17 protein-coding genes are annotated in these 17120 nt (G+C 44.1%); 10 read left to right on the top strand and 7 right to left on the bottom strand.

Going from position 1 to position 17120, the window contains the following annotated elements; all coding sequences use genetic code 11:
- Positions 1-24: 24 nt before the first annotated feature.
- Positions 25-270: a hypothetical protein gene (locus K7R10_RS05490; protein WP_224483687.1), complete on the bottom strand. Its 246-nt coding sequence runs from the start codon at positions 268-270 to the stop codon at positions 25-27.
- Positions 271-542: 272 nt separating this feature from the next.
- On the opposite strand from K7R10_RS05490, the gene guaB reads away from it, so the two are divergent.
- Positions 543-2015: an IMP dehydrogenase gene (gene guaB / locus K7R10_RS05485; protein WP_224483686.1), complete on the top strand. Its 1473-nt coding sequence runs from the start codon at positions 543-545 to the stop codon at positions 2013-2015.
- A gap of 143 nt (positions 2016-2158) precedes the next feature.
- On the top strand, positions 2159-2716 hold the full coding sequence (locus K7R10_RS05480) for a fasciclin domain-containing protein (RefSeq protein WP_224483685.1): 558 nt from the start codon (positions 2159-2161) through the stop codon (positions 2714-2716).
- A 48-nt stretch (positions 2717-2764) separates the two neighbouring features.
- On the opposite strand, the gene K7R10_RS05475 is transcribed toward K7R10_RS05480, so the two are convergent.
- Complete coding sequence (locus tag K7R10_RS05475; protein WP_224483684.1) at positions 2765-3223, bottom strand: SRPBCC family protein; 459 nt, start codon at positions 3221-3223, stop codon at positions 2765-2767.
- Positions 3224-3356: 133 nt separating this feature from the next.
- On the opposite strand from K7R10_RS05475, the gene K7R10_RS05470 reads away from it, so the two are divergent.
- The 8 genes from K7R10_RS05470 to K7R10_RS05435 all read left to right on the top strand — a co-directional run bounded on the left by K7R10_RS05470 (position 3357) and on the right by K7R10_RS05435 (position 12174).
- Positions 3357-4247, top strand: coding sequence for a peptidyl-prolyl cis-trans isomerase (locus K7R10_RS05470; RefSeq protein ID WP_224483683.1), 891 nt, complete (start codon positions 3357-3359; stop codon positions 4245-4247).
- Between the two features lie 50 nt (positions 4248-4297).
- Positions 4298-5752: a peptidylprolyl isomerase gene (locus K7R10_RS05465; protein ID WP_224483682.1), complete on the top strand. Its 1455-nt coding sequence runs from the start codon at positions 4298-4300 to the stop codon at positions 5750-5752.
- A 6-nt stretch (positions 5753-5758) separates the two neighbouring features.
- Positions 5759-6712 carry an AAA family ATPase gene (locus K7R10_RS05460; RefSeq protein WP_224483681.1) on the top strand — a complete coding sequence of 318 codons (954 nt, stop codon included), beginning with the start codon at positions 5759-5761 and terminating at the stop codon, positions 6710-6712.
- Between the two features lie 219 nt (positions 6713-6931).
- Positions 6932-9202 carry an aconitate hydratase gene (locus K7R10_RS05455; RefSeq protein ID WP_224483680.1) on the top strand — a complete coding sequence of 757 codons (2271 nt, stop codon included), beginning with the start codon at positions 6932-6934 and terminating at the stop codon, positions 9200-9202.
- Positions 9203-9321: 119 nt separating this feature from the next.
- Positions 9322-9996, top strand: a complete 675-nt coding sequence (locus tag K7R10_RS05450; RefSeq protein ID WP_224483679.1) for a Crp/Fnr family transcriptional regulator — start codon at positions 9322-9324, stop codon at positions 9994-9996.
- 64 nt (positions 9997-10060) lie between these two features.
- On the top strand, positions 10061-10819 hold the full coding sequence (locus K7R10_RS05445) for a hypothetical protein (RefSeq protein WP_224483678.1): 759 nt from the start codon (positions 10061-10063) through the stop codon (positions 10817-10819).
- Between the two features lie 93 nt (positions 10820-10912).
- Complete coding sequence (locus tag K7R10_RS05440; protein WP_224483677.1) at positions 10913-11479, top strand: TlpA family protein disulfide reductase; 567 nt, start codon at positions 10913-10915, stop codon at positions 11477-11479.
- Entirely contained in the window at positions 11476-12174 is a 699-nt protein-coding gene (locus K7R10_RS05435; protein WP_224483676.1) for a DUF3291 domain-containing protein, read from the top strand. The genes K7R10_RS05440 and K7R10_RS05435 overlap by 4 nt, the downstream gene beginning before the upstream one ends.
- Here the strand turns inward: K7R10_RS05435 and K7R10_RS05430 are convergent.
- Genes K7R10_RS05430 through crtID form a run of 5 tightly spaced genes read right to left on the bottom strand, consistent with a single transcriptional unit; the run spans position 12171 to position 17073 of the window.
- Positions 12171-12833: a carotenoid biosynthesis protein gene (locus K7R10_RS05430; protein WP_224483675.1), complete on the bottom strand. Its 663-nt coding sequence runs from the start codon at positions 12831-12833 to the stop codon at positions 12171-12173. The genes K7R10_RS05435 and K7R10_RS05430 overlap by 4 nt on opposite strands.
- Positions 12830-14302: a 1-hydroxycarotenoid 3,4-desaturase CrtD gene (gene crtD / locus K7R10_RS05425; RefSeq protein WP_224483674.1), complete on the bottom strand. Its 1473-nt coding sequence runs from the start codon at positions 14300-14302 to the stop codon at positions 12830-12832. The genes K7R10_RS05430 and crtD overlap by 4 nt, the downstream gene beginning before the upstream one ends.
- 2 nt (positions 14303-14304) lie before the next feature.
- Positions 14305-14754: a sterol desaturase family protein gene (locus tag K7R10_RS05420; protein WP_224483673.1), complete on the bottom strand. Its 450-nt coding sequence runs from the start codon at positions 14752-14754 to the stop codon at positions 14305-14307.
- Between the two features lie 12 nt (positions 14755-14766).
- The gene (locus tag K7R10_RS05415) at positions 14767-15606 is read right to left on the bottom strand and encodes a phytoene/squalene synthase family protein (protein WP_224483672.1); all 840 of its coding nucleotides are present in this window, start codon (positions 15604-15606) and stop codon (positions 14767-14769) included.
- A gap of 3 nt (positions 15607-15609) precedes the next feature.
- A complete protein-coding gene (crtID, locus tag K7R10_RS05410) occupies positions 15610-17073 on the bottom strand; it encodes a bifunctional phytoene desaturase/3,4-desaturase (RefSeq protein WP_224483671.1) in 1464 nt (487 codons plus the stop codon).
- Between the last annotated feature and the right edge of the window lie 47 nt (positions 17074-17120).

Raw genomic sequence — 17120 nt, 5'->3', positions numbered from 1 at the left:
TCAGTCGGGTGAAATACCCTGGATCTACGCCACTGCTTCCGGAGCCCAGTCTGAACAAAGCATTTCAGGTGAAGCCTGTTTTGGGTGGGTGCAGTCCGATTTTCCGTAACGCGAGCAGGTAGAGCATTGCATGATGTTCTTGATGTCAGCGCGCATGGTAAAACTGTCGCAGGTGTGTCTCGCGCTCACAGGGATATGATGCTGAGCACACATGTTGTCATCTTTGAAGTTTACGCAGTTCGTACAATTATTTGCCAGTCGTATTGCCATGATTTTTTTCTTTAATTTACACAAACATGCCAGTTGATAATTGTTATAAAGTGTTAAAAATCAGTAATTTATAATTGGATTGTTTCTAAATAATTATCAGGTTTTAAAGCCCTGAAAGAGAAAGTTGCCATTACCTGATCAAAAAGGTCGAATTCCTGCAGAATCATCAGGTCATACCTTTTGTGGTTAAGGTTTGTTTAAATATGGAGGGAAGGAATTATAACTGACTAAAATGCATTATATTTGCGTGCAACTAAATTAGAAGTTGCAGTATGAAAGCTCACGAAGGAAAAATCATCGGCGAAGGTCTTACTTACGACGATGTGCTCTTGGTTCCGAACTATTCGGAAGTACTTCCCAGAGAAGTGAATATCCAAACAAAATTTACCCGTAACATCACGATCAACGTTCCTATAGTATCAGCTGCTATGGATACCGTTACCGAAAGCAGTATGGCTATAGCCATGGCGCGTGAAGGTGGTATAGGCGTACTTCATAAGAATATGACTATTGAAGAGCAGGCCCTGCAGGTAAGAAAGGTGAAGCGTGCTGAAAGCGGCATGATCATCGATCCGGTTACCCTGCCGTTAACGGCCAAAGTGATCGATGCCAAGAACAATATGCGTGAGCACAGTATCGGCGGGATCCCGATCGTTGACGAGAAGGGCTATCTCAAGGGAATCGTTACCAACAGAGATCTGCGATTCGAAAAGAATGACGCCAGATCGATTTCAGAAGTCATGACCAGCGAAAACCTGGTGACCGCAGCAGAGGGTACCTCTCTGGCAGATGCCGAAGACATACTTCAGGAGAATAAGATCGAAAAACTACCCGTGGTAGATGATCATAATAAATTGATCGGACTTATTACCTTCCGTGACATAACCAAACTTACTCAGAAGCCTATCGCTAATAAAGATTCTTACGGAAGACTTCGGGTTGCTGCAGCGCTGGGAGTTACCGGAGATGCGGTTGAGCGTGCCGAGGCGTTGGTAAAGGCCGGCGTAGATGCTGTGATCATCGATACAGCTCACGGTCATACCCAGGGAGTGGTAAGGGTACTTAAGGAAGTAAAAAAGGCTTTTCCGGAACTGGAAGTGGTAGTGGGTAATATCGCTACCGCAGAAGCCGCGAAATACCTGGTTGAAAACGGAGCAGACGCCGTTAAGGTGGGTATTGGTCCGGGCTCCATCTGTACCACAAGGGTCGTTGCCGGAGTAGGATTTCCGCAATTCTCTGCGGTGTTGGAGGTAGCGGCAGCTATTAAAGGATCCGGGGTGCCGGTCATCGCCGATGGCGGGATCAGGTATACCGGTGATATCCCTAAGGCTATTGCAGCGGGGGCCGATACGGTCATGCTGGGCTCCCTTCTGGCGGGTACCAAAGAATCTCCCGGTGAGACTATAATATATGACGGTAGAAAATATAAATCTTACCGCGGAATGGGATCTGTAGAAGCAATGAAGAAAGGAAGCAAAGACAGATATTTCCAGGATGTGGAAGATGATATTAAAAAGCTGGTTCCGGAAGGGATCGTAGGAAGAGTGCCGTACAAAGGAGAGCTTTATGAAAGTATGCACCAGTTCATCGGAGGTCTCCGGGCCGGGATGGGATACTGCGGAGCAAAAGATATCGCTGACCTGAAAGAGAACGGCCGGTTCGTGAAGATCACTTCGAGCGGAATCCACGAAAGTCATCCGCACGATGTGACCATTACCAAGGAAGCTCCGAACTATAGCCGATAATTATTTGAAATAGATACAAAGCCCCGACCTGGGGCTTTTTTAATGACTTGATTATTTTTGTTTAGTTTTTTTAACTAAAGTTTAAACAAAATAATAATTTTTAACAGATTGATTTTCATACATTTATTTAAAATTAAAAAACTATGAAAATCAAGAATCTATTCAAATTTACTGCTTTGGCAGTGCTGGTACTCGGTATCTATGCCTTCGAAAGCCAGAAAAATGACAACATTTCAGAAAATGTTGAATCAATTCAGGAACCCACTATTGTCGGAGTGGCCGCAGGTAATGACAACTTCAGTACGTTGGTTACCGCAGTAAAGGCTGCCGGCCTTGTTGAAACGCTTAACAGTGAGGGACCTTTTACGGTATTTGCGCCGACCAATGATGCTTTTAACAAATTACCTGCTGGAACGCTGGACGATCTGGTAAAACCGGAGAATAAAGATAAATTGACTTCTATTCTTACCTACCACGTGGTATCAGGAGAATTCATGGCCAGCGACGTCCTGGATGCAATAAACAGCAATAATGGGAAATTTACCATAACCACTGTTCAGGGAGATCAGCTTACCGCTTCAATCGAAAACGGAAATGTTATTCTTACCGATGCTAACGGGAACAGTTCAACGGTGATCATGACCGATGTTGATGCTTCTAACGGGGTAATACATGCTATTGATCAGGTGGTAATGCCATAATCACACAAAAATCAATAAATGCAAAAACACCGCTTTCGCGGTGTTTTTTTATGTCTTATCAGCAAGGGAATGTCCCTTCTCCACAAAATCCTTGAAGTGAGTCATAAATGAAAGGCTTTGCTTTTTAAAGCTTCCCGGGAAAAGAAACCCGACCAATTTCATCAGCAGGGAATTAAACCTGAATTCATTCACAGCAAGCCAGTGGGTTGTTTCCTTGTCGATCTCCTTAAAGAAGTTCTCCTGTGTATTGATAACATCATTGGTCTCGTAGGTTGCGTGAATCGCTTCCGGCAGATTCTTATAGATGATGGTTTCCTTCATTTTCATATCCTTCCCGCCCATTTTGAGTTCGATCATGGCTTCGGCCCCGGTTTCTCCCGGCTTTCCCGATAGGAGGGTGTACTTTTTGAAGCCGGGCTGCCAGTGTTTCAGGTTGTCTGTGTTGTCAAGTTTTTCGATCACTTCTGCCCGTGGAGCCCTGATGATCACCTCTGCTGTATACTTCATAAGTATCTGTTTGTTAATGCAGAATTTACGAAAAATATAAACAGCGATTGTTCGTTATTGCCTTTAACGGTTGTTGGCTTGAAAATATGCTCTTATTTGTTATTTTTGCCCGAATGCCGGTAAGGCCAGGATTATGATGATACCATACGTAATGAGAATGCGATCTTTTAAATTCCTTATATGCTTACTGATTGTAATTTCTTTTAGCTCTTGCAGTTACTTTAATCAGCAGGAAATAAAAGACCCGGTAGCAAGGGTAGGCGAGAATTATCTCGTAAAAGAAGAGATCGATAAATTGTTGAATGGAGGGATAAGCAGTGGTGACAGTGCCGTACTGGTAAACAATTATATCAACGACTGGGCACGCAAGCAATTGTTGCTGGATCGGGCCAGGATCAATCTCTCTGAAAACAAACAACAGCAATTCGAAGAGCTGGTGGCTCAGTACCGTGCAGACCTTTATATAAATGCTTATAAGGAGGCGCTGGTGGCCCGGTCGATGGATACCGCCATCGCACAGGAAGAGCTTGAGCGTTTTTACGAAGAGAACAAAGAGAACTTCAAGCTGAATGAAGATCTGGTGAAACTTCGCTATCTCAGTGTGAGTCCTGACTTTACGAACCTGCAGACCGTAAGGGAGCGATTCAGGAATTTTTCACCTGAAGACCAGGAGGCTTTGCGGGAAATGGCTCTTAAATTCAAGTTTTATTCCTTTAACGACTCGGTCTGGGTACGCACCTCTGAAGTGATACAAAAGATCCCCGTGATCAATACCGATAACAAGGATGAGTATTTAAAAAAATCACAATTTTTTGAGCTATCCGATTCTTTAGGGGTATATTTGGTCGCTGTTAATGAAGTGCTTAGCAGGAATAATACAGCTCCCTTGTCGTATGTTGAACCGACGGTAAGAAAGATCATTCTCAATAAGAGGAAGTTGGAATTCCTGAGAACCCTTGAGAAGGAATTGCTCGACGAAGCAACCCGGAATAATGATTTCCAGGTTTATGATCCAAAAAAATAGAAAGGAATAGTTATTGCAGCAATGCAGCTAAATAAAAACAACAGAGCTTAATGAAGAGATTTTTTTACGCTTTAACCACGATTTTAATGATGACGGCGGGGCTTGTACATGCCCAACAGGAAACTGCCATGCTCAGCTCTGCTGAGAATACACCCGATACGCTGATGTCTGAAGACAGCATGGCTGAGAAGGTGCAAAAGGCCGATTCTGCCGGCACCTTTAAGAAGATCAAAGTAGACGGGGTCGCTGCGGTAGTAGGAGATTATGTCATACTCGAATCTGATATCGATAAGCAGTTCATCGACCTGAAGACCCAGGGAGTATCAACCGCGAATATATCGCGTTGCCAGTTATTGGGTAAATTGATGGAAGACAAACTGTATGCACACATGGCCATTCAGGATAGTGTGGAGGTGGCCGATGCCGAAGTGACATCATATGTAGAGAGGCAGATCGCTTTCCTGGTTAATCAGGTAGGATCTATGGAAAAGCTTCTCCAATATTACAAGAAGGATGACGAGAAGGAATTCCGGGAAGAGCTCAATGAGATCATTAAAGAGCGTATGCTGGCTGAGCGTATGCAGGCCAAGATCGTTGAGGCAGTAGAGATCACCCCTGAGGAAGTGCGCCAGTGGTACAACAAGCTGGATGATGAAGAAAAACCCTATTTCGGTGATGAGGTTGAGATCGCACAGATCGTAAAGGAGCCCAAGCCTACCGAAGAGGAGATTCAAAAGACCATCGATAAGCTGAATGCCTACAGAAGTGATATCATTGAGAACGGTTCAAGTTTTGCCATCAAGCAGACATTGTATTCAGAAGACCCGGGTAAAAACCAGAACAATGGTGTTTATTCTATCAACAAGAATTCAAACTTTGTACAGGAATTTAAAGATGTAGCTTTTTCCCTGAAGGAGGGAGAAGTTTCCAAACCCTTTAAATCAGAATTCGGATATCATATTCTAACTGTAGAACGTATACGCGGACAAGAGCGTGACGTGCGTCACATTTTGTTGCGCCCCGAGATCTCTCAGGAATCTCTGAATGAAGCAAAAGCTGAACTTGACAGTATTCGCACCAAGGTGATTGAAGGTGAGTTTACATTTTCACAGGCAGCCCGTAATTTTTCTGACCAGAAAGAAACCCGTTTCGACGGAGGGGTGCTGAGAAATCCTGATAATATGGACACCCGTTTTGAATTGACTAAAATGGACCCTGTACTTTACAGCCAGGTATCGAACCTGAAAGGTGATGAGATATCTCAGCCTCTGGTTGAAGAGACGCGTACCGGAGTGGTGTACAAGCTTATCAAGGTGAACAACCGCTACGATGCCCACCAGGCAGACTATGTTCAGGATTATGTGAAGATCAAAGAACTTGCTTTGAAAGAAAAGCAGTTCAGGGAAATAGCCAAATGGATGGACGAAAACATAAAAGATACTTATATTAGCGTAAATTCAGACAGCCGGGATTGTGACTTTAAAAACAACTGGCTTAAAAAATAGGACTTAATGTCAGATGTAGCTGCAGTAAAAAATCTGGTTGAAAAACATCAGGCGCTAAAAAAAGAAATCGCAAAAGTAATTATTGGGCAGGATCGGGTCATAGACCAGATCCTGCTTTCTATTTATTCAGGCGGGCATTCCCTTCTCATAGGTGTGCCCGGCCTGGCCAAGACCCTTATGGTGAATACCATCGCTCAGGCGCTGGGTCTTGACTTTAAACGCATTCAGTTCACCCCTGACCTGATGCCTTCTGATATATTGGGTAGTGAGATCCTGGATCAGAACCGTAATTTTAAATTTATCAAGGGGCCGGTCTTTTCAAATATCATCCTGGCAGATGAGATCAACCGTACGCCTCCCAAAACCCAGGCTGCTTTGCTGGAGGCCATGCAGGAGCGTGCCGTGACCGTAGCAGGTCAGCACTACAGGTTGAGCCTTCCCTATTTCGTACTGGCTACACAGAACCCTATCGAGCAGGAGGGAACCTACCCGTTACCCGAAGCTCAGCTTGACCGGTTCATGTTTGCTATCGAACTGAGTTATCCGAGCTTTGAAGAGGAAGTGGCTGTGGTGAAAGCCACTACCGATGATATAGAAAACAAGGTGTCGCCGCTTTTCACAGCCGATGAGATAGTAAGCATACAACACCTGGTAAGAAGGGTGCCCGTAGCCGACAATGTGGTGAATTATGCAGTATCTCTGGTGGCCAAAACACGGCCCGGCACTGAGATGGCTACCGATACGATCAATAATTACGTGGATTGGGGCGCAGGACCGAGAGCTTCACAGAATCTGATACTGGCAGCCAAGGCTAATGCACTGGTTCGCGGAAAGTACTCACCCGATAATGAAGATGTGCAGCAGGTGGCCAAGGGAGTTCTCAGACACCGGGTCATTAAGAACTACAAGGCTGAAGCAGAAGGAGTGACGGTCGATCAGCTGGTCGAGGATCTTTTCTGACGCTCAGTTCACTTTCTGAAAAATAGATCCCGGGTATAATAATTGATGTTTTTATAAATATTATCTGTTCAGTTTTGCTGAATTGCTAATTTATATTGCCTGATTTTTCTTTCTTTTCAATAATCCGGTCCATACCCATTGTTTTGTCAAAAACTTTAATAACTGTTTGGATTTTCGTATTTTCGCAGGACTTCTAAAAAAATCTAATAAACAGTTAATATGGCTTTTGATATTGATATGATAAAAGGGGTGTATTCCCGTATGGCCGAACGTGTTGACAAGGCACGTGAGCTTACTGGAAAGCCTTTGACTTTATCCGAAAAAATATTGTATTCGCATTTGTGGGATGGTATGCCTACAGAAGCTTATACCAGGGGTAAAGACTACGTTGAATTCACGCCTGACCGTATCGCGTGTCAGGATGCTACCGCTCAGATGGCACTGCTGCAGTTCATGCATGCCGGGAAACCAAAGGTAGCTGTACCAACTACAGTACATTGTGATCACCTCATTCAGGCTAAAGTCGGTGCTGATGCCGATCTGAAGCGTGCTAATGAAACCAGTAATGAGGTATTCGACTTTTTGGAATCAGTATCAAACAAATATGGCATAGGATTCTGGAAGCCCGGAGCAGGAATTATTCACCAGGTAGTACTCGAGAATTATGCCTTCCCGGGAGGAATGATGATCGGTACCGACTCTCATACGGTAAATGCAGGAGGACTTGGAATGGTTGCTATCGGTGTAGGTGGTGCTGATGCGGTTGATGTGATGGCCGGAATGCCCTGGGAACTTAAGTTTCCTAAGCTTATCGGTGTGAAACTTACCGGAAAGCTATCGGGATGGACCGCTCCTAAAGATGTGATTCTGAAAGTGGCCGGTATTCTTACCGTAAAAGGTGGAACCGGAGCTATTATTGAATACTTTGGTGAAGGTGCCCGATCTATGTCATGTACCGGTAAAGGAACGATCTGTAATATGGGAGCAGAAGTGGGAGCTACCACTTCTACTTTTGGTTACGACGAATCGATGGATCGTTATCTGAGAGCCACCGACCGTGCAGATGTGGCTGACGCAGCTAATGAAGTAAAAGAATATCTTACAGCAGATCCTGAGGTGTATGCGAATCCGAAGCAATATTTCGATGAGGTAATCGAGATCAATCTTTCAGAGCTGGAGCCTCACCTGAACGGACCTTTTACGCCAGACCTGGCTACCCCGATCTCGAAAATGGGAGAGGCTGCCAAAGAAAACGACTGGCCGCTGAAAGTTGAGTACGGACTGATCGGTTCATGTACGAACTCCTCGTACGAAGATATCTCGCGTGCTGCATCACTGGCACAACAGGTTGCAGACAAGAAGTTAAAGACAAAATCAAATTTCACCATCACTCCGGGGTCTGAGCAGGTTCGCTTTACCATAGAGCGTGATGGGTTTATCGATACCTTCAATAATATCGGGGCTACTGTTTTCGCTAACGCGTGCGGACCGTGTATAGGAATGTGGGATCGTTACGGAGGTGATGCCAAAGAGCAGGACCGAAATACTATCGTACACTCTTTTAACCGAAATTTCGCCAAGCGTGCAGACGGTAACCCGAATACCCTGGCGTTCGTGGGATCTCCTGAACTGGTTACGGCTATTGCCATTGCCGGACGACTTGATTTCAATCCGCTTACAGATAAGCTGATCAACGAAGACGGAGAAGAAGTGATGCTTGACGAACCAAGAGGTTATGAATTACCACCGGAAGGATTTGCCGTTGAAGATGCCGGCTATGTTGCTCCGGCCAAAGACGGTAGTGGGGTAGATGTAATCGTAGCTGAAGATTCAGAGCGTTTGCAATTGCTCGAACCTTTTGAGCCATGGGATGGTAAGAACATTACAGGGGCAAAGCTGCTGATCAAAGCTGATGGTAAGTGTACAACTGACCACATTTCAATGGCTGGTCCGTGGCTGAGATTCAGAGGTCACCTCGATAATATTGCCAACAATACCCTGATCGGTGCTGTAAATGCATTTAATCAGAAGACCAACTTCGTAAAGAGCCAGCTTACAGGTGAATACGGAGGTGTGCCGGATGTTCAAAGGGAGTATAAAGCCAAAGGTATTCCTACGGTAGTTGTGGGTGACCATAATTACGGTGAAGGTTCTTCAAGGGAGCATGCAGCAATGCAGCCCCGACACCTGGGTGTGAAGGCTGTGCTGGTTAAATCTTTTGCACGTATTCACGAGACCAACCTGAAGAAGCAGGGAATGCTCGCGTTAACATTCGCCAATGAGGCAGATTATGACAAGATTCAGGAAGATGATACTTTTAACTTCGTTGACCTGGAGTCATTTGCTCCTGATAAACCATTGACCATCGAATTGGTTCATGCAGACGGAAGCAAAGATACCATCAAGGTAAATCATTCCTACAATGAAGGTCAGATAGCCTGGTTTAAGGCCGGTTCTGCCCTGAACCTGATCAAGAGACAGAACGCCTGATCTATCTCATAGTCAGTTGAATATATATCAAAAACTCCCGCAATAGCGGGAGTTTTTTTGTAAGTGCCAGGAGCAGATCGCGACCAAATGCCTGATCGATCAACCAAAAATTCTTCCAAATGAGTGCTCTGTGGTTTTTTCAGGAAGTAGACCTCTTCCAGATTCTATGTCCGCATAAATACACCGCTTTTCGTGAATGCCACAAGATGATTGATTGTTCGAAGAACGACTATATCTATTTTGAAAAGGATCTCGCCAGAACGGTTTATCTTGTTGAAAGCGGCAAGATCAGGATCGGGTATTATACCGAGGAGGGAGAAGAGATCGTGAAAGCCATACTTACCCGAGGTGAAATTTTTGGGGAAAAGGCGTTGCTGGATGGAGAAGCCAGGAACGAGTTTGCGCAATCGGTAACCAAAAATACCCGCATTTGCAGTGTTTCAGTTGAATCTTTGCAGCAGATGATGAGAGATGACGAAAGCTTCAGTCTGAAGATCTATAAATTTATCGGGTACCGTTACCGGAAGCTGGAGCGCAGACTCAGGCTGTTGCTTTTCAAAGATACAAGAACGCGTTTATTGGAATTTATCGACGAGTTGTTCAAAGAGTACGGAAACGAAAATGATGGAATCCGCCTTATCAGGCATCCCTATACCCAGAAAGATATCGCCTCACTGATAGGAACTTCCCGTCAGACTTTGAACACCCTTATGAATGAATTGAGGGAGGCGGGAATGATAGATTTTTCAAGACAGGAAATTCGGTTGCTGAAATCTCCGCTTAATGTAAACTAGCTGACATTTAATTATAAATCGCTGAGGTAATTTACCCCTGTAATCTTTTAAAACCAAAACAGCGATGAAAACCACACTTTTAAAATCATTGGGTATACTTATGTGCCTCGGCCTGTTGCAGGCCTGTGATAATGATGACGATTCAACCGATATAATTGCCAATGCCGGTACGATAAGCGGAGGTCCGTTTTCTTTTTGTATAGATGGGGATCCGGATTTTGTTAATGGAATTTCTGTCAACAGCTCTGATGCCATGGGGATGAATGCGACCTGGGTAATCACTGATGACCAGGGCAGTATTCTGGGTTTGCCCCCGACCATGGAGGCATTGGAGGCAGTGAATTTCGACGATGCCGGCCCCGGCCTTTGTCTCATTTGGTATCTGAGATATGAAGGAGAGATAAGTGGAGCGGAAGTTGGTATGAATGCGAATGACATTGAAGGAAACTTTGATCTTTCCAATTCGATCGATGTACAGCGAAATCAACCCGAGGCCGGAACAATCTCCGGCGGTCCTTTTGAGTTTTTCGTTGATGGTGAAGCTGATTTTGTGAGCGGAATTACCCTTGACGATTCTGAGATCTCAGGATCAAACAGTACCTGGGTGATCACTGATGATCAGGGAAACATACTGGGTTTGCCACCGACACTTGAAGCGGTCGAAGGGGTTAATTTTGATGAGGCCGGTCCCGGTGTCTGTCTGATCTGGTATCTGCGATTTGAAGATGGGCTTAGCGGTGCTGAAGCAGGTATGAATGCTGCTGATCTGCAAGGTTGTTTTGATCTGTCGAATTCGATAACAGTAAATCGTATTGAGCCTTAGATAAGATCTTGTGGTTGCGAAAGGTATCCCCGTTTGAAAGCAGGGAACCACGCTAAAAAAGTGTATTTTCGTAAGAGGAAATGCACTTTTTTTATGCAGAAAAAAAAATGGGATAAACTGGGTAATCTAGCATTGATCGCCCTTCTTATCATTATTTTGTTTACCCCCCTGGGTACTACGATTAAGGTATATGTAAACCGTCTTATCGCGTTTAGTCCCGGAGTTGAATCGCCGGAAGAACAAGAGAAGCTGAATAATTATGAGTGGTCTTTAGTGGGGCTCGAAGGAACAAAACAGGAGTTTCATGATCTCAAGGGGGAAGTGATATTAATCAACCTTTGGGCCACCTGGTGTCCGCCTTGTATCGCTGAAATGCCTGCCCTGCAGAATTTATACAACGAGTTCGGTGATAAGGTGCAGTTTCTTTTTGTAGCCAATGATGAAAGGGAGAAGGTGAGCCGTTTCATGAATGATAATTCTTACGACCTCCCTGTTTACTTCAGCAGAACAGAGATTCCCGGTCAATTGTATTCCAGAAGTATACCTGCGACTTATCTGGTCGACAGGAAGGGAAATATTGTGATTGAAAAGACCGGTTCAGCTAAATGGGATTCAGAATCGGTAAAGCATTTGCTCGACAGTTTGGTAAATCAACGATGATGAAACAGGTCACAACCCTCACTGTTTTTAGTTACACTTCTGCTTCTTCAAAATTATGGGCGTTTTTGATGATGCAGTTTGCACATACTTCCCTGCGGCAGGTTCCCGGTTGTACATTCTATAAACTCATGGGTAGCGGAAAGAAGAATTTCAATCCATGGCCTGACTGGAATACCTACGCCTTGTTACAGGTTTGGGATGATGAGCGGTATGCAGATGTTTTCTTTGATTATGCCTCTCTCATGAAAAAGTATCGTAAACAAGCTGCAGAGATCGGGGTCATCTACATGAAAAATGTTAAAGCAAAAGGATTATGGGACGGAGAAATACCCTTTAAACCGCATGCTGATATAAGTCCGGATAATCCTTATATCGCTGCTATTACGCGTGCAACTATCAAAAAGAGGTACCTGAGAAGATTCTGGAATTATGTGCCGACCTCTCAAAAACCCCTCGTAGATGCCGAAGGATTGCTTTATACCATGGGTATTGGGGAAGTGCCGGTTACTCAGATGGCAACCTTCAGCATATGGACTGATGAAGACGCTTTGCGATCATTCGCTTATAAAAGTCATGAACATGTGAAAGCCATTGGGTATACCCGCAAGTTAGACTGGTATAAAGAGGAATTGTTCTCCCGGTTTCAACCCTACCGCTCAAAAGGAACTCTGAGAGGCCAACCTTTGCCTTTCTAGAGGCCATATACCGCAAAAAAAATAACGAAAAAAAGTAACTGTGCCAGGTACAGGTTCAGGCTGAAGGTTCTGTTACCTCTGATATTTTTGATATGATAGACAGATTGCATGATAATCGCTAAAACCAGCCAGGCAACATAATTTTTTAATGGCGGTTCTCCCCCGGCGAATTGCCAGTAATCAAAAACCGGAGCAATACCTTCCAGGAAAAGATCCAGTATCAGCATAAGAATGCCACCTGTGATGATCTTTAATATGGTGGATTTATTCAGCCACTGAGCCATTACCCCTGAAATAAAACTTAGAATAGCCCAGTTGAGACCGATAAGCCATGGAACTCCCAGTATCTTGGGGCCGAGATTTTCGCCATAGGCATATGAGCCAAAGAACCAACCCAGGTTGACCCCCAATATTTCAGCGGTCATTCCCAGGGTAAAACAGAACAGAAAAACCAGTACTTCTTTTTTGTTTTTTACAGGGAAACACCAGAATAACAAAACGGTTGCCAGTCCCAGATTTACCGGGGTCTGACTTACGAACCATTCCATGTATGGCGTTGAAAGAATTCCAATGATAGCCGAAACATGGAACAACCAGATCAGGAATACAGAAATCGCCAGTTTGTTGTTGTGAAGAGTGGAGAACAGGTTCAGGTTCATAATTCAGGTACGAGATCATTAACGATTTTGGCAGAGAGCAGGCTCAGGGGAATACCGCCTCCGGGGTGCACGCTTCCACCACAGAAATATAAGCCTTTCACTGAAGACTTGAAATTAGGATGTCTCAGAAAGGCAGCAAATTTATCATTACTCGCAGCACCGTATAGAGCACCCCGGAAGGAGGCTGTATTTTTTTCAATCCCTCTGGGGTCAAGTGTATAGGAGCTTGTTATGTGATCTTCAATAGAAACCTTTAATATGCGATTGATCTTTGAAATGACATGCTGCCTGGCATTGGCGATCATCTTATCCCAGTCCTGACCGTAATCTCCCGGGGCATTGATCATAACAAACCAGTTTTCATGACCTTCCGGAGCATCGCCCGGTTCGTTTTTCGAGCTGATATTGATATATACTGTGGGGTCATGATACAGGGATTTCTTTGTAAAGATATGATCAAACTCTTCCCTGTAATTTTCTGAAAAGAGAATGTTGTGAAGATCCAGCTCGGGAAAACTGCGGCTAATGCCCCAATAGAAGATCAGGGCAGAACTCGACCGTTCCTGCTGAAGGGTTTTTTCAGGTGATGGCAGTTCAGGTAATAACTTTCTGTAGGTCGGTACGATATCCATATTGCTGACCACCACATCTGCAGGTTCGGTTTCCTCTCCTGAGATCACCCCGGTAACCTGCGAATTGTTTTTATTAAGCAGAATACGCTGAACTTTTTTGTTAAACCGGAATTCAACTCCTTCATCTACAGCAAGCCTGTACAGGCTCATGGTAATTTCATGCATACCGCCGAGTGGAAAGTAGGTGCCGAGGTCCATTTCGAGATGGGGTATCATAGACATGATCCCGGGTGTTATGAATGGAGAACTCCCGTTATAAGTGGCATACCGGTTAAATAATTGTATGAGTTTGGGATTGCTGAAATATTCAGCATTCACCTGATTCAGGCTTTTTCCAATATCAAGACGGGATATTTTAAGGATTGCTTCCAGGGTCTCAAGACTGAGATAGGTGTTTAGACGGTGTAAAGATTGCTCAAGAAACAATGGGGCTGTGAGGCGATACTTTTCCCGATTCCTTTCCAGGTATTCTTGTATGTGCTCTGGTTGTTCATTAAAAGTATCAGCTGCCGATCTGACGAATTCTTCAGGATTTGCTGCAGCTGAAAAAGTGGTGCCATCTTCCCAGAAATATTGACAAACCGTTTCTTTTCGTATATAGTTGAAATGATCTCTCGGGTCTTTACCGAATAGTGAGAAAAGCTCATCGACCAGCTTAGGCAAGGTAAATAGCGAAGGACCCAGGTCAAATCGGTAGGGTCCGTTATGCAGTACGTGTAACTTACCTCCGGGGTAGTCATTAGCCTCATATACGATCACCTGATACCCTTTTTTTCTCAGTCTTAAGGCGGAAGCGATTCCGGCTATTCCTGATCCTACAACTACGGCTTTTGGCATACTTACTTTTTGAAGTACTTGAACGGAACGAAAAGCATCCCGAAATTTTCGCCCTCTTCCTTGCCTAAGTGTTTGTGGTGAATTTTATGAGCCCTTCTTACGCCCCGTGCATATCGATTGTCGATGTTGCGCAACCATTTGAAGCGTTGATGGATGAAGATATCATGAACGATGAAATAGGCAGCGCCATAGGCCATAATACCAAAGCCCATGGGATAACCATACCAGAAACCGGTATTCGAGGCGGTCATGATAAGACTCATACTGACTACCGCATAGAAGATGAAAAACAGATCATTGCGTTCGAACCAGGAATCATGGTCTTTATGGTGATGATCTTTGTGCAGCTTCCACAAGAATCCGTGCATGATGTATTTATGGGTGAACCAGGCCATGCCTTCCATGAAACAAAAGGTGATAATAAATATCAGTATCCAAAGCAGTGCATTCATCCTACGGGTTTCTTACAGAAGATTCAGGCGGTAATTTACATAAGATCTTGCTAAGAGTCCAAATTTTTGATAGTTGGGAACTCTTATACGAGCATTTTTGATTTCCAAAGGAGGGGTGTTCTTGAGTTTTTGAAGCAGTTTGCTGTAATAACGGTATGCCGTATATACCCCGAAACGGGCTTCAACAGGCAGTTCCTTTATACCGGCATAACCCTTTGCAAAATCATCTTCGATTTCTTTTACGATTTTGATCTTCGATGCTTCATCAAGTTTATCCAGGTTGGTGCCGGGAAAATAAGTCCTGTTTAATTCATCATAATCGGCCTTCAGGTCTCTGAGAAAATTCACCTTTTGAAAAGCAGAGCCAAGTGCCATGGCAGGCGCTTTCAATGCTTCGTATTTTTCCTTATCGGCTTTGACAAATACCTGCAGGCACATCAAGCCTACCACATCGGCCGAACCGTAGATATATTCCTTATATTCTTCGTGTGTACTATAAACCTTTTTATTAAGATCCAGACGCATGCTGTTCATGAAGGAATCAATCAGGTCACGGTCAATTTGATAGCGGTTTACCGTATGTTGAAAGGAGTTTAAAACCGGATTTAGACTGATACCGTTTTCAAGCGCATCGTGAAGCTGACGCTCAAAATCGTCGAAAAGGCTGGCTTTGTCAAAGTCGTGAAAGGTGTCGACTATTTCATCTGCGAAGCGAACGAAGCCATAAATGTTATAGATGTCCTGCCTGATAGAAGGGGCCAGCATTTTTACCGCAAGGGAAAAGGAGGTGCTGTAGGAGATGGTAACATTCCTGCTGCATTGGTAAGAGACTTGGTCGAAAATAGTTTTCATGGTTCAGGTATTATGTTTTTTAATCAGCTCAGCCACTAATTTTCCTGAAATGAGTGATGGTGGTACCCCTGGTCCGGGTACGGTAAGCTGACCGGTAAAAAACAGGTTGTCTACCTTCCTGCTTTTAAGTTTTGGTCGTAAAAAAGCGGTTTGCAGTAGTGTATTCGCCATTCCGTAGGCATTACCTTTATAGGAATTATAGGCTTCTATGAAATCGTTTACGCAAAAGCTTTCTTTAAATATAACGTTATTTTTTACTTTTTGTTCGGTTAGTTTCTCAAAACGACTCATTATCAGTTCGAAATATCGCTCTCTGAGTTCGGGAGTGTCGGTAATTCCGGGGGCCAGGGGGATCAGGAAAATTCCTGCCTCACAACCTTCCGGAGCGATGGTTTTGTCGGTTTTCGAAGGGAAACTGGCATAGAATAAAGGTTCTTCAGGCCACCTGGGATCGTCATAGATCGCTTCGGCATGCGCATCAAAATCGACATCAAAGAAGAGCGTATGATGCGCTACATTTTCAAGTTTCTTATCAAATCCGACATAAAACAACAGAGAAGAAGGAGCAAAGGTTTTTCTTTCCCAGTAAGACTCTGAATATCCTCTGTATTTCTTGTCGAGCAAACTTTCTGAATGATGATAATCGGCCCCGCTCAAGACAATGTCTGCCTGGTGTATTTCGCCCTTAACTTTAACGCCGGTAAGCTTTCCGTTCTCAACGAGTATTTTTTCCACCGGCATATCCGTATGGATTTTTACGCCCAGGTCTATTGCCAGGGCCGCAATGCCTTCAACTACGCTGTACATTCCGTTTTCAGGGTGCCAGGTGCCCATTCCGAAGTCAGCATAGTTCATGAAGTTGTAAAACGCAGGAGTATCACCCGGTTTTGCGCCGAGAAATAAGACTGGGAACTCCAGGATGTGAATGAGTTTTTTATTGTTAAACTCTTTTCTCACCTCCTTTTTAATTGTGCTGAAAAATGCACCGATCTTCTTGATGGTTTGGGGGGTAACCAATTCAAGAGGAGAAACCCCCGGCCTGTAAACAAGGTCTTTGATGGCTATTTCGTAATTGTCTTCTGCTTCACTGATGAATTTTCTCAGTTTAACAGCACTTCCTTTTTCTTCCTCTTCAAAAGCCTCACATATTTTATCTAGGGTATCACCTATGGTAACTGAATCGTTCTTTCCAAAATATACCTGGTAGGCGGGATTCAGTTTCTGAAGGGCATAGTAGTCTGAAGGGTGTTTGCCGAAGTCTTCGAAAAATCGCTCAAAAACATCAGGCATCCAGTACCAGGTTGGTCCGATATCGAATGTGAACCCTTCTTTTTTCAATTGCCGGGCCCGACCTCCAACAGTATTATTCTTTTCAAAAATATGTACCGAATGTCCCTGTTGTGCGAGATAGCAGGAAGCTGCAAGAGCAGAAAAACCGGAGCCTATTATAATTACTTTTTTGTTCATCGTTTAACAAATATAGTCAAAAGTTAAACAAAAAATTATGAAGGCGG

It is taken from the genome of Robertkochia aurantiaca (assembly GCF_020166495.1).
GTDB classification, from domain to species: Bacteria; Bacteroidota; Bacteroidia; order Flavobacteriales; family Flavobacteriaceae; genus Robertkochia; species Robertkochia aurantiaca.
The sequence above is the reverse complement of the archived record's forward strand: the minus strand, read 5'-3'. Positions and strand labels throughout refer to the sequence as shown.